Origin of the sequence: Microbacterium sp. (assembly GCF_036566905.1) — a bacterium.
Lineage (GTDB): Bacteria > Actinomycetota > Actinomycetes > Actinomycetales > Microbacteriaceae > Microbacterium.
This window is the reverse complement of the sequence record NZ_DATCVK010000127.1, coordinates 74,630-87,707: the sequence shown is the minus strand read 5'-3', so window position 1 is coordinate 87,707 and position 13,078 is coordinate 74,630. Positions and strand designations below refer to the sequence as shown.

General features: G+C 71.6%; 9 protein-coding genes. 6 read left to right on the top strand and 3 right to left on the bottom strand.

The genetic code is table 11. From position 1 onward, the window contains the following. On the bottom strand, nt 1–777 hold a 777-nt coding region (locus VIP82_RS09830; protein WP_331908063.1), incomplete at its 3' end, for a glycoside hydrolase N-terminal domain-containing protein. A gap of 123 nt (nt 778–900) precedes the next feature. Here VIP82_RS09830 and VIP82_RS09825 point away from each other — a divergent pair. Genes VIP82_RS09825 through VIP82_RS09815 form a run of 3 tightly spaced genes read left to right on the top strand, consistent with a single transcriptional unit; the run spans nt 901 to nt 7,900 of the window. Next, on the top strand, nt 901–2,949 hold the full coding sequence (locus tag VIP82_RS09825; protein WP_331908059.1) for a beta-galactosidase: 2,049 nt from the start codon (nt 901–903) through the stop codon (nt 2,947–2,949). Further along, complete coding sequence (gene yicI, locus VIP82_RS09820) at nt 2,946–5,312, top strand: alpha-xylosidase (RefSeq protein WP_331908057.1); 2,367 nt, start codon at nt 2,946–2,948, stop codon at nt 5,310–5,312. Before VIP82_RS09825 ends, yicI begins: the two co-directional genes overlap by 4 nt. Continuing rightward, the gene (locus VIP82_RS09815) at nt 5,309–7,900 is read left to right on the top strand and encodes a glycoside hydrolase family 3 C-terminal domain-containing protein (protein ID WP_331908055.1); all 2,592 of its coding nucleotides are present in this window, start codon (nt 5,309–5,311) and stop codon (nt 7,898–7,900) included. The genes yicI and VIP82_RS09815 overlap by 4 nt, the downstream gene beginning before the upstream one ends. Before the next feature lie 208 nt (nt 7,901–8,108). Here VIP82_RS09815 and VIP82_RS09810 read toward each other — a convergent pair whose 3' ends face one another. Then, nucleotides 8,109–9,023, bottom strand: coding sequence for a DUF6807 domain-containing protein (locus tag VIP82_RS09810; protein WP_331908053.1), 915 nt, complete (start codon nt 9,021–9,023; stop codon nt 8,109–8,111). Nucleotides 9,024–9,223: 200 nt separating this feature from the next. Between VIP82_RS09810 and VIP82_RS09805 the strand changes: the two genes are divergently transcribed. Further along, nucleotides 9,224–9,505: a GlsB/YeaQ/YmgE family stress response membrane protein gene (locus VIP82_RS09805; protein ID WP_331908051.1), complete on the top strand. Its 282-nt coding sequence runs from the start codon at nt 9,224–9,226 to the stop codon at nt 9,503–9,505. 256 nt (nt 9,506–9,761) lie between these two features. On the opposite strand, the gene pgm is transcribed toward VIP82_RS09805, so the two are convergent. Next, a complete protein-coding gene (gene pgm, locus VIP82_RS09800; RefSeq protein WP_331908049.1) occupies nt 9,762–11,405 on the bottom strand; it encodes a phosphoglucomutase (alpha-D-glucose-1,6-bisphosphate-dependent) in 1,644 nt (547 codons plus the stop codon). A gap of 217 nt (nt 11,406–11,622) precedes the next feature. Here pgm and pheA point away from each other — a divergent pair, with 217 nt between their 5' ends. Further along, on the top strand, nt 11,623–12,603 hold the full coding sequence (pheA, locus tag VIP82_RS09795; protein ID WP_331908047.1) for a prephenate dehydratase: 981 nt from the start codon (nt 11,623–11,625) through the stop codon (nt 12,601–12,603). Next, nucleotides 12,600–13,043 carry a TIGR03618 family F420-dependent PPOX class oxidoreductase gene (locus tag VIP82_RS09790; RefSeq protein WP_331908045.1) on the top strand — a complete coding sequence of 148 codons (444 nt, stop codon included), beginning with the start codon at nt 12,600–12,602 and terminating at the stop codon, nt 13,041–13,043. The genes pheA and VIP82_RS09790 overlap by 4 nt, the downstream gene beginning before the upstream one ends. Nucleotides 13,044–13,078 lie beyond the last annotated feature (35 nt).

The window sequence follows — 13,078 nt, the reverse complement described above, 5'->3', positions numbered from 1 at the left end:
GACGGCGAACAGGTGCGTGGTCGCGGCGGCGGCGGCGAGGACGCCGTCGGCCACGTCGGCGGCGCCGAAGGCGCGCACCACGACCGCGCCGTGGCGTCCGATCCGCTCGTCGTATCGGACCGGCTCGGCAGGCTGCTCGTGGCCCGGCGCCACGTCGATCGGCAGCCACCACTGCGTGGCGAGGGCGCCGTCGGAAGAGCCTGTGTCGGAGCGCGGGCGCAGCAGCGATCCCACCTCCACGTTCACCTGCACGGGCGCGCTCGCCGTGATCTCGTGCATGATCGCGCCGGTCACGAGATCCGCCCAGGTGCGATGGCGCACCTCGACGCCGCCGATGCGGTACTCGTGTTCGGCGATGCCCGTCGTGAGGTCCAGGCGGCGCGACGCCGACCCCGCTGTCGCATCGGGCGCGAGCACGGCGATGTCGATCCAGCCGAGGGGCAGGTAGGCCTGCACCCAGGGCGTCTGCATCCGTTGCAGCAGCGCGTCCGCGGCGTCGAGATCGCCCGCCTCGATCGCCCCACGGACGGACTCGAGCGCCTGCGCCCCGCGCGCGGTGACGCCCTCGAGCGGATCGGCCCCGTCATGACCCGACCACGCCGTGATGTCGTTCAGCCACAGCTTCTCGCCTCCTGCGAGTCCGGCGCACATGGCGCCGCGCAGGCCATTGCCGACGGGGTACGCCTCGAGCCATCGAGCGGCCGGCGTGGACGCGCGAAGAGAGTGCAGAGCATCGGAGGGGAGGTGCGTGGCCGCATCATCGCGGCGCGTGGACATCGTCACACCCTTAGTATATGGTCTCGGTGTTGAAGCGCTTCGAAAGATCGTCGCTCACTTCGGCTTCCGCTCGTCGATCACCCCGTCCGCCGCACGAAACTCAGCGAAGAGGTTCTCCGCTCCATGGCCGTCACCCCGCACCCGCGCCGCATCGACGCGTTCGGTGAGCTCACCCGCGAACTCGGCATCTGCTTCGGCGGCGACTACAACCCCGAGCAGTGGCCCCGCGAGGTCTGGGACGAGGATGTCGAGCTCATGGTCCGCGCCGGCGTCAACCTCGTGACGGTCGGTGTCTTCAGCTGGGCGCGCCTCGAGCCGTCGCCGCGGGAGCGCGACTTCGCGTGGCTCGACGAGGTGCTCGACCTGCTGCACACGCATGGCATCGCCGTCGACCTCGCCACGCCGACGGCGTCGCCGCCGCCGTGGCTCGGCATCCTGCACCCCGAGACGCTGCCCGTGAACCCCGACGGCGTGCGCCTCGCCGCCGGATCGCGCAATCAGTTCACGCCGGCCTCGCGGGTCTATCGCGAGCACGCCCTGTCGATCGCGACGGCGATGGCGGAGCGCTACGCGACCCACCCGGCGGTGCGCATGTGGCACGTCGGCAACGAGTTCGGCCAGATCGACTTCGGCGACGAGGCCGCGCGCGAGTTCCGGCTGTGGCTGGCCGACCGCTACGGCACGATCGACGCGCTCAACGACGCGTGGGGCACGCTTGTCTGGGCGCAGCGCTATCGCGACTTCGAGGAGATCGTGCCGCCGCGGCGCATGCCATACCTCGTGAACCCGGCGCAGTCGCTCGACTTCCGCCGCTACACATCGTGGGCGCTGCAGCGCGTCTTCGCCGAGCAGCGCGACGCGATCCGCGATGCCGGTGCGACGCAGCCGGTCACCACGAACTTCATGGGGTTCGAGCCGCTCACCGATCTGTGGGAGTGGGCGGGCGACGTCGACGTCGTCGCCGACGACCAGTACCCCGACCACGCCGCCCCGACCGCGTCGTCCGACATCGCGCTCGTGCAGGACCTCATGCGCTCGCTCGGCGGTGGCCGTCCGTGGGTGCTCATGGAGCAAGCGGTGAGCGCGACCTCGTGGCGCCCGCACAACCTCCCCAAGAGCCGGGATCGCGCGCGCCTCGACTCGCTGCAGGCCGTCGCGCGCGGCGCCGATGCGATCTGCTTCTTCCAGTGGCGTCAGGCCCGCACGGGCGCCGAGCGCTTCCACTCCGCGCTGCTGCCGCACGCCGGAGCCGACACCGAGGTCTTCGAGGGCGCCTGCGCACTGGGCGCCGACCTGCAGCGGCTGCGGCCGGTGGTCGGCGGCCGGGTGGCGGCATCCGTCGCGCTCGTCTTCGATTGGCCCTCGCGCTGGGCCGCCGACGAGCCCGGGCGGCCGACCGAGCGGCTCGACACGCTCGAGCAGGTCCAGCGCTGGCACCGTGCGCTGTGGCGTCGCGGCATCGCGGTCGACCTGGTGCGCCCCGGTGCCGACCTCTCGGCGTACCGGGTCGTGCTCGTGCCGCACACGTACATCGTGGAGACGGATGCCGCGGCCGCCCTCCGCGCGGCGGTCCAGGGCGGCGCGAGCCTCGTCGTCGGCCCCTTCTCGGGAGTCGCCGACGTGAACGCCGGCATCCTCACCGGACGTTCGCCGGTGCTGCTGCGCGACCTCGTCGGCATCAGCGGCGAGGAGTGGGTGGGGCTTCCCGACGCGCCGACGCCACTCACGGTCGAGGCCGGCTGGACGACCGGTCCGGCGACGGCCGAGGCGACCGTGCTCGGCGAGCGACTGCGCGCCGACGGCGCCGACGTGCTCTCCCGCTTCGGCGACGGGCACCTCGCCGGAGCGCCGGCGATCACGCGCCACCGTGTCGGTGACGGCACCGCCTGGTACCTCGGCGCCGTCGCCTCGGACGACGCGCTCGCCGCCGTCCTCGACGACGCGCTCGATGCCGCCGGCGTGACGGGCGTCGTGCCCGAGCGCGTGCTCCCCGACGATGTCGAGGCGGTGCGGCGCGGCGACGCCCTCTTCCTTCTCAACCACGGTCTGGCGACGAGGCACGTCACTGTGCCCGGGCCGCACCGGGATCTCTTGTCGGACGCGGACGTCGACGGGCGGGCCACACTCGCCCCCGGCGCCGCCATGGTGCTCATCGAAAGGCACGCAGAGTGAAGTTCACCGATGGCTACTGGCTCACCCGGCCAGGACTCGCCCCGCTGTATGCGGTCGAGGTCGACGACATCCGCCACGACGAGGCGGCCGGCACCATGACGGTGTATGCCCCGACCGCCGTGATCCGCGACCGCGGCGACACCCTCAACCGCGCGATGCTGACGATGACGCTCTCAGCCCCGGCGCCCGGCGTCGTCAAGGTGCGGGTCGAGCGGCACGCGGGTGCCGTGCACCACGGCCCCGACTTCGAGGTGTTCGGCGAGGAGGGCTTCCGGCCGGACATCGCGATCGACGACGAGTGCGGCGTCCTCACGTCCGGCTCGTTGGCCGCGCGGGTCTCGCGGTCCGCCGGTCAGTGGCGCGTCGACTTCCAGAGCGACGGGCGCGTGCTCACCAGCTCGCTGCCGCGATCGATCGGGCACTTCACCGGCACCAGCGGCAAGAACGGCACGACCGGGACCCCCGGCACCGCGGGCACGGCCGCCGGCGGCACGCAGCCCACCTGGGTGCACCAGCAGCTGAGCATCGAACCGGGCGAGCGCGTCTACGGGCTCGGCGAGCGCTTCGGCGCGTTCGTGAAGAACGGCCAGGTCGTCGACACGTGGAACGCCGACGGCGGCACCTCGAGCGAGCAGTCGTACAAGAACGTGCCGTTCTACATCACGTCGCGCGGCTACGGCGTCTTCGTCGACAACCCCGCCAACGTCTCGTTCGAGGTCGGCAGCGAGGTCAACTCGCGCGTGCAGTTCTCGGTCGACGGCGAGTCGCTCGACTACTACGTCATCGCCGGGCCCGAGCCGAAGGACGTGCTGCGCCGCTACACCGCGCTCACCGGGCGTCCGGCGCGCGTGCCGGCGTGGTCGTTCGGACTGTGGCTCACGACATCCTTCACCGCCAGCTACGACGAAGACACCGTGAGCGCCTTCGTCGACGGCATGGCCGAGCGCGACATCCCGCTGTCGGTCTTCCACTACGACTGCTTCTGGATGCGGGAGTACCAGTGGACCGACTTCGAGTGGGACGCCCGCGCCTTCCACGACCCGGTCGGTCAGATCGCGCGGATGCACGAGCGGGGCGTCCACGTGTCGGTGTGGATCAACCCCTACATCGCCCAGCGGTCGGCGCTGTTCCGTGAGGCGGCCGAGAAGGACTACCTGCTCCGGCGCATCGACGGCAGCGTATGGCAGTGGGACATGTGGCAGGCCGGCATGGGGCTCGTGGACTTCACGAACCCCGAGGCGGCGGACTGGTACGTCGCGAAGCTGCAGGGACTGCTCGACCAGGGCGTCGACGCGTTCAAGACCGATTTCGGCGAGCGGATCCCGGTCGAGGGCGTCGTGTGGCACGACGGGTCGGACCCTCACCGCATGCACAACTATTACGCGAAGCTCTACAACGAGGTCGTCTTCCGCGCGCTCGAGCGGCACCACGGCGTCGGCGACGCGGTCGTCTTCGCGCGGTCGGCGACCGCCGGGTCGCAGCAGTTCCCGGTGCACTGGGGCGGCGACAACGACTCGACCTTCCTCTCGATGGCGGAGTCGCTGCGCGGCGGGCTGTCGCTCGCGATGTCGGGCTTCGGCTACTGGAGCCATGACATCGGCGGGTTCGAGGGCACGCCCGACCCGGGCCTGTTCAAGCGGTGGCTCGCCTTCGGCCTGCTGTCGTCGCACTCGCGGCTGCACGGCTCGTCGTCGGTGCGCGTGCCGTGGGCGTTCGACGAGGAGGCCGTCGACATCGCCCGCGAGTTCACGAAGCTGAAGATGCGGCTCATGCCGTATCTGGCCGGTGCGGCCGAGCAGGCGCACGCGGACGGCACGCCGATGATGCGTCCGATGGTGCTGGAGTTCCCCTGCGACCGCTCCGGCTTCGACGCCGACACCCAGTACATGCTGGGCGAGTCGCTGCTCGTGGCCCCCGTGTTCACCGCCGACGGCAGCGTGGAGTACTACGTGCCCGAGGGGCGGTGGACTTCGCTCCTGGACGGCTCGGTCGTCGACGGCCGCCGGTGGGTGGGTGAGACCCACGGCTACGACTCGGTGCCGCTGCGCGTGCGTCCCGGCACCGTGCTGCCGTTCGGCGCCGACGACAGCCGCCCCGATTACGACTGGGCGGACGGCGTGACCCTGCGCTGCTTCGAGCTACCCGACGGCTACGACGCCGTCACGACGGTGCCCGGCCATGACGCCAAGGGATCCATCGGCGCCTCCGGCGCCACCACATTCCGCGTGCGCCGCGAGGGCGGAGCGATCATCGCCGCCTCGGACGACGCGCGGGCGCCGTGGGCGCTGCAGCTCGGAGACCGGATCGCCCGCGCCGCGGCATCCGGAGAGATTCGCATCGAGATCGAGGAGGACGCACGATGAGTGAGACGGTGACCGAAGACCTCGAGACGGGTGCGCAGCAGCCCTTCGAATCCGCGAGTGCCGGCGCGCCCGGCGCGCCCGCCGAGGAGCAGCCACTGTTCCGGCAGGTCGACCAGCCGCTCGAGGCGCGTGCGCGCGACCTGCTCGACCGGCTGACGCCCGACGAGCGCCTCGCGATGCTGCATCAGGCGGCACCCGCGATCGAGCGGCTCGGGGTCGCCGCGTGGCACACCGGCTGCGAGGCGCTGCACGGCGCCGCGTGGCTCGGCCGGGCGACGGTGTTCCCGCAGCCCGTCGGCCTCGCTGCGACGTGGGACACCGACCTCGTCGAGAAGGTGGGCGAGGTGGCCGCGATCGAGGTGCGCGCCAAGCGCGCCGAGAACGCGCTCGTGAGCCTCAACGTCTGGGCGCCGGTGGTCAACACGCTGCGTCACCCCGCGTGGGGGCGCAACGAGGAGGGCTATTCCGAGGACCCGCACGTCACCGCCGTGTTCGGCACGGCGTACTCGCAGGGCCTGCGCGGCGACCACCCCCGCGTCTGGCGCACGGTGCCCGCGCTCAAGCACTTCCTCGCCTACAACAATGAGACCGACCGCTCCACGACGTCGTCCGAGATGTCGCTGCGCACGCTGCATGAAGAGGAGCTGCCCGCCTTCCGCGGCGCGATCGAGGCGGGTGCGGCAGGCGGCATCATGCTCGCCTACAACCAGGTCAACGGCATCCCTGCACATACGCAGCCGGAGCTCGTCGCCGAGGCCCGGTCGTGGACGGACGAATCCCTCGCGGTGGTGTCGGATGCCGGAGCGCCCACGTTCCTCGTGACGACCCAGCGCTCGCAGCCCGACCACATCCACGCCGCCGCAGCGCTGGTGCGCTCGGGGCTGGACTCGTTCACCGACAACGAGACGAACGCGGCGCCGACCATCGGCTACCTCCGCGAGGCGCTCGAGGCCGGGCTCCTCACGACAGACGACATCGACCGGGCGGTGGTGCGACTGCTCGAGCTGCGCATCCGCACCGGTGAGTTCGACGGTGCCGACGACCCGTACGCGGGCATCGGCGTCGAGGCGATCGACGCGCCGGAGGCGCGCGAGCTCGCCCGCGAGACGGTGGCGCGCTCCGTCGTCGTGCTGCGGAACGACGACGGAGTGCTGCCACTCTCGGATGCCGCGAAGGTCGCGGTCGTCGGACCGCTGGCCGACGTCGTGCTCACCGACTGGTACGCCGGCACGCCGCCGTACTCGGTGGGGATCGGTGCGGCGGCCGCCGAGCGCTTCGGCGAGGCGGAGGTCGTGACCGGCGCCGACACGGTGGCGCTGCGCGCCGCGTCGAACGGCCGCTACGTCGTGGCCGCCGCGGACGGCTCAGTCGTCGAAGCGTCGGCCGACGCCGTCGGCGACGACGCGCTGTTCGACGTCACGGACTGGGGTGACGGCATCCTCACGCTCCGCTCCCACGCGAGCGGGCTGCTGCTCACCGGCGGCTCTTGGCCGATGCGCGCCGACGCCGCCCGCGTCGGTGGGTGGATCGTGCAGGAGAGCTTCCGCGCCCACGTGCACGCCGACGGCACCTGGTCGCTGCTGCACCTCGGCTCGGGCCGATGGGTCCGGACGTTCCGCGACTCCGGGCTGCTCGCGGCCGAGGCCGTGACCCTCGAGAACGCCGAGCGATTCGGCGTGCGCGTCGTGCGCTCGGGCGCCTCCGCGGTCGCCGAGGCGGCCGCGCGAGCCGACGCCGTCCTCGTCGCGGTGGGCAACGACCCGCACCTCGCGGGGCGCGAAACCGAGGACCGTCCGCATCTGCGGCTGCCCTCCGCTGCCGCAGATGTCTGGCGCGCGGCACGCGAGGCGAACCCGCGCGCTGTGCTCACGATCGTGTCGAGCTACCCCTACGTGCTGGACGACGTGGATGCCGCCACCGTCGTGTGGTCGAGCCACGGCGGACAGGAGCTCGGGCACGGCGTCGTCGACGTGCTCTCGGGCGATCGCGAGCCGTCGGGACGACTGTCGCAGAGCTGGCCCGCCACCGAGGAGCAGGCGGGCGACCTCTTCGACTACGACACGCTGCGGCAGGGTGCGACCTATCGCCACCAGGCCGGCGCGCCCGCGTTCGCGTTCGGTCACGGCCTCGCGTACGCGCCCGTCGCCTACGAGTCCGTGACGCTGCCCGATGCCGCGTCCGCACCTGCGCCGGCGCCCACGCACCGTCACGCCGGCTTCGCGCCGCGCGCCGACGACCCCGTCGTCCGGGCGGTGGTGCGGGTGCGCAACACCGGTGACCGCGTTGCCGAGGAGCTGGTGCAGCTGTACGCGCTGCCCACCGGCGACTTCGCGATCCCGACCCCGCGCCGGGTGCTCGTCGCGTATCGCCGCGTGCGGCTCGCGCCCGGCGAGGTCTGTGACGTCGAGCTCGCGTTCTCGCCCGACCGCCTCGCGGTCTGGGATGACGACGTGCGTCTGCCGGGAGCGGTCGACGACTGGCTCCACGCCGGCGCGCTGCGGGTTCAGCCCGGTGCTTACGTCGTCGCGGCCGGCCCCTCGGCCTGGGACCTTCCTGTCCGCACGGACCTCGAGGTCACCGCCTCCTGACCCGCTCTTCGTCTCGTCGCCGGCGCTCCTCGCTCAGCGACCGGGGCCTCGCCCCGGTCGCTGAGCGAGCGCCAGCGAGACGAGGCGTCGCACCTCTCTTCAACAGGTCAACCGGCTTTCCACAGGAGATCCGGCGCCCGAAGCTCCTGTGGAACCGCGGTTGACCTGTTGAACGTGCGGCACGCTGAGCGCCGGAGAGGCGAACTGCTCAGGGCGCCAGTTCGTCCGCCAGGGCGCGGGTCTCGTCGGGGGTCCAGATGCGGTCGCCGAAGACGTGGCGGTGCGCGAGCGCGAGCTCGGCTCCCGGCGCGAGCACGACGTGCTCGTCGAACGTGGGGGAGGGCGCAAGGATCGGGAACGGCTCGCTGCGCACGAACCAGCGGATCGCGGGGCCACCGGTCGACGTGCCCGCGAACGCGAGCACCGTGCCGCCGCCGTCGAACTCGTCGTACTCGCCCGAGAGGGCGACCCACGGGGCGTCGAGACCCATGACGGCGTCGGCGCCTGCGTCGTCGGGCAGGCCGCCGGCCAGCACGCGGCCGCCGGTCCAGGCGCGCGGCATCCGGATGACGAAGCCGGTGTAGCCGGCGTTCGGGCGGCCCTGCGTGGTGGGGCTCCCGAATTCGAGATCGCGGCCGGCGACGTTGCGGAGCGTCGTCGAGAAGTCCAGCAGCCACAGCCCGCGCTCGGTGTCGACGCCGTGGAAGCGGTGCGTCCGCGTCTCGGCCACCCACTCCTCACCGCCCTGCGTGATCCAGGTGAGCTGCTCGGTGAACGACACCTCGGCACCGGCATCCGTCATCGCCGTGAAACCGTCATGGCGCATGCGGCCGACGTTGTCGAGCAGGGCGTAGTCGCCGGTGTCGGGCCGGTAGGTGTTGCCGCCCCAGAAGTTCTCGCCCGACACGTGTGTCCACGTCATCTGCAGGCCCTTGTGCCAGCGGTGATCCCACGGGCGGTACGCGGTGAGCGGGGCGCCGTCGAGCGCCCGCACCGGATGCAGGAAGGGCTTGGGGCCCTCGGAGAGGGCGCCGCCCGGTTCGAAGACGTACCGCGCGATGTCGACCCCGCCCGTTGCCACGGTCAGGTCCTTGTCGTCGCGGCGCAGCGTCAGGTGGGTCACTCGTCCATTGTGCCGGAGTCTCCGGGAAAACGCTTCCCCCTCGCCTATATCGTCAGAAGACGTGGCAACGCTCGCGTATATAGCGCGTTTTGCGTTCGAACGGTAGGGGGCGCTTCGCAGATCGGGCCCGCGCTAACGTCGTCGTCATCTCAACCGAGACACCGCACCCCCCGCAGTGTCCACGAGACAAAGGAGAGATCATGCTCTGGACAATTCTGGGCCTCATCATCATCGGCCTCATCGCCGGCCTCATCGCTCGCGCCATCATCCCGGGCAAGCAGAGCATGGGCATTCTGCTCACGATCGTCCTCGGAATCGTCGGCTCGTTCGTCGGCGGCTTCCTGGGCTTCCTGCTCTTCGGAAGCGACCCCAACGGGGGCTTCCTGCAGCCGGCCGGGATCATCGGATCCATCCTCGGCGCGATCATCGTGCTCGGCCTCTACGTGCTGTTCACGCGTCGCCGCGGCGTGACGCGGTCCTGACCGCACCCGGGTCGCACCGGCCCCGGCCGGCCGACCCGCGGACGATAGAACATCGCCCGAGCCCATGCGTCCCTCGCGTGGGTTCGGGCGATTTCCGTCTGCGGTCAGGCGCGTTTCGTCTCGCTCGTTCCTCGCTCGCTCAACGACCGGGACCTTGACCTTCGGTCGTTGAGCGAGGGGGCGCCAGCGACCGAGACGAAACGCCCCGGACCGACGGGCGGCACGGGGTCCGATGGGCCCGCCCGACGACCGTGTCTCAGGCGCCGGCGAGCGCCTGTGACACGACCTCGCGGGCTTCGGCCTGCACCTGCGCGAGGTGCTCGGGACCGCGGAGCGACTCGGCGTAGAGCTTGTAGACGTCTTCGGTGCCCGACGGGCGCGCGGCGAACCATGCGTGCTCGGTCTGCACCTTGAGGCCGCCGATCGCGGCCCCGTTGCCGGGCGCGTGCGACAGCTTCGCGGTGATCGGCTCGCCGGCGAGCTCGGTCGCGGTGACCGCCTCGGGCGCCAGCTTTCCGAGGGCGGACTTCTGGGCGGGGGATGCCGGGGCATCGACGCGCTGGTACGCCGAGGCGCCGAACTCGGCCTCGAGCTCCGCGTAGCGCTGCGAGGGCGTCTTGCCGGTCACGGCGATGATCTCGGCGGCCAGCAGGCACAGCAGGATGCCGTCCTTGTCGGTCGTCCAGACGCTCCCGTCGCGGCGCAGGAACGATGCGCCCGCCGACTCCTCGCCGCCGAACGCGACGGAGCCGTCGAGGAGGCCGGGGACGAACCACTTGAAGCCCACCGGAACCTCCAGCAGCCGACGCCCCAGCGATTCGGCCACGCGGTCGATGATCATAGAGCTCACGAGCGTCTTGCCGATCGCGGCATCCGCGGGCCAGTCCGGGCGGTGCGAGTAGAGGTAGTCGATCGCGACGGCCAGGTAGTGGTTGGGGTTCATCAGCCCCGCGTCGGGCGTCACGATCCCGTGCCGGTCGGCGTCCGCGTCGTTGCCCGTGAGGATGTCGTACTCGTCGCGGCGGCCGATGAGGCCGGCCATCGCCGAGGGCGACGACGGGTCCATGCGGATCTTCTCGTCCCAGTCCAGCGTCATGAAGCGCCACGTCGGGTCGACATCCGGGTTCACGACGGTGAGGTCGAGGCCGTGCACCTCTGCGATGAGCGCCCAGTACTCGACGGAGGCGCCGCCCAGTGGGTCGGCGCCGATGCGCACGCCCGCGCGGCGGATCGCCTCGACGTCGATGATGTTCGAGAGGTCGCGCACGTAGGCGTCGCGGAAGTCGTACTCGCCGAGCGTGTCGGCGTCGATATCGCGGAACGGCGTCCGCGCCACGCCCTCCAGGTTCGCCGCGATGAGCTCGTTCGCCCGGTCGGCGATCCAGCCCGTCGCGTCGGTGTCGGCGGGTCCGCCGTTCGGCGGGTTGTACTTGAAGCCGCCGTCGCGCGGCGGGTTGTGGCTCGGGGTCACCACGATGCCGTCGGAGCGGCTCGGGTCGGCGGCATCCTTGCCGCGGTTGTACGTGAGGATCGCGTGGCTGAGCGCGGGAGTCGGCACCCACGAGTCGCGGGCGTCCACGCGCACGTCGACGCCGTTGGCGACGAGCACCTCGATGGCGCTGCGCTCAGCGGGCAGCGACAGGCCGTGGGTGTCGCGGCCGAGGAACAGGGGCCCCTCGATGCCCTGCGCCCGACGGTAGTCGACGATCGCCTGCGTCGTGGCGAGGATGTGGGTCTCATTGAAGCTGGCCGACAGCGAAGAGCCGCGGTGGCCGCTGGTGCCGAACGCCACGCGCTGCTCGGGCACGCCCGGATCGGGCGCGATGTCGTAATAGGCGGAGATCACCTCATCGATGTCGATGAGGTCGGATGCTTCGGCGGGCTGTCCTGCGCGACTCATGCGTCCCAGTCTGCCTGCCGCAGGGGCGTGCTCGCACGGCTTGAGGAAAAACGGTGCTCCACGTGCGACGCGGTCGGTGCGCATGACGCAGGCAGATAGGCCGGATGAGGGCGGGAATGGGTCCGTCTGGGGCGATCTGCCTGAATTGCGAACGCGCGGCCGTCGGCGCAGTGGGCCCACGGTCGAGGAGCGCTGGTGCGCGGCTAGGCTGGCACGCGTGACTTCCGAGGTCGCCTCCGCCGAGGCATCCGTTCCCACCCGCCGCACGTACAGCTATCTCGGGCCTGCGGGCACGTTCACCGAGGCGGCCCTCGCGCAGGTACCGGAGGCGCGCGGCCACGAGTGGAGGTCGGTCCGCAACGTCGGCGAAGCGCTCGCGGACGTCGTCGAAGGCCGATCGGATGCCGCGATGATCGCCATCGAGAACTCCGTCGACGGCGGGGTGTCGACGGCGCAGGACGCGCTCGCCACCGTGCCCGGGCTCCGCATCGTGGGGGAGTACCTCGTGCCGGTGGAGTTCGTGCTGGTCGGCCGACCGGGTGCGCGGCTCGAGGACGTGTCGCTCATCGCGGCGCATCCGGTGGCCTACGCGCAGTGCCTGCAGTGGCTCTCGGGGAGCCTTCCCGCCCACGCTCACGTGCCGGCAGCCAGCAACGTCGCCAGTGCGATGAGCCTCCTCGACGGATCGAGCGATGCGGATGCCGCGATCGCACCGCCCGGCATCCTGGAGCACCACGAGCTCGAGCTGCTCGCCTCGAACATCGGCGACAACCCCAACGCGGTCACCCGCTTCGTACTGGTGAGCCGCACGGTCGTGCCGCCGCCCCCGACCGGCGCCGACAAGACCTCGCTCATCGTCGAGCTGCCCGACGACCATCCCGGTGCCCTGCTCGAGATGCTCGAGCAGTTCGCCACCCGGGGCATCAACCTGTCGCTGCTCGCCTCCCGCCCGATCGGCGACGAGCTCGGCCGGTACCGCTTCGTGGTCGATGCCGACGGGCACCTCGAAGACGAGCGCATGGCCGACGCCCTCCTGGGCCTGCGCCGCTTCAGCCCGCGCGTGACCTTCCTCGGCTCGTACCCGCGGGCCGACCGCGCCGTCGTCCGCTACCCCGAGCGGTACGCCGACGACGTATTCGTCGAGGCCCGCGACTGGCTGCGCGGTCTCATCTCCGGCGAGCCCGAGGTGCAGGAATGACCGCAGAGGCGTTCGCCTTCGACCCCGCGAACGACGTCCACGCCCGTGCGCTCCGACGCCTCGAGACCGAGCAGGTCGCCTGGCTCGGCACGATCGGCCGCGACGGCTACCCGCACGCCGTGCCCATCTGGTTTCTGTGGGCCGACGGACGCGCATTGATCATGAGCGAGCCCGAGACGGCGAAGGTGCGCAACCTCCGGGCGAACGACCGCGTCCTCCTGCACTTGGAAGCCGGAAGCGACGGCGAGCAGCTCACCGTCCTGCGCGGTAGGGCCGCGATCTCTCCAGAGCCGTCGAGCGCCTGGGTAAAGCGGATCGGCGACGCCTACACGGCGAAGTACGACGCGTGGCTGCAGCGGCTCGGGCTCACGACGGCGACCATGGCCGAGCGCTACTCGGTGGTCATCGAGGTCACGCCGCACAAACTGCTCGCCTGGTAGGTGGGGGCTCGGTCCTGCGGCTCCTCCGGCGCGCT

What these genes read in the sequence shown, in the direction of transcription:
- VIP82_RS09825 (WP_331908059.1), top strand. Translation starts at nt 901, where the DNA reads ATGGCCGTCACCCCGCACCCGCGCCGCATCGACGCGTTCGGTGAGCTC.
- VIP82_RS09815 (WP_331908055.1), top strand. Translation starts at nt 5,309, where the DNA reads ATGAGTGAGACGGTGACCGAAGACCTCGAGACGGGTGCGCAGCAGCCC.
- VIP82_RS09805 (WP_331908051.1), top strand. Translation starts at nt 9,224, where the DNA reads ATGCTCTGGACAATTCTGGGCCTCATCATCATCGGCCTCATCGCCGGC.
- pgm (WP_331908049.1), bottom strand. Translation starts at nt 11,405, where the DNA reads ATGAGTCGCGCAGGACAGCCCGCCGAAGCATCCGACCTCATCGACATC.
- VIP82_RS09790 (WP_331908045.1), top strand. Translation starts at nt 12,600, where the DNA reads ATGACCGCAGAGGCGTTCGCCTTCGACCCCGCGAACGACGTCCACGCC.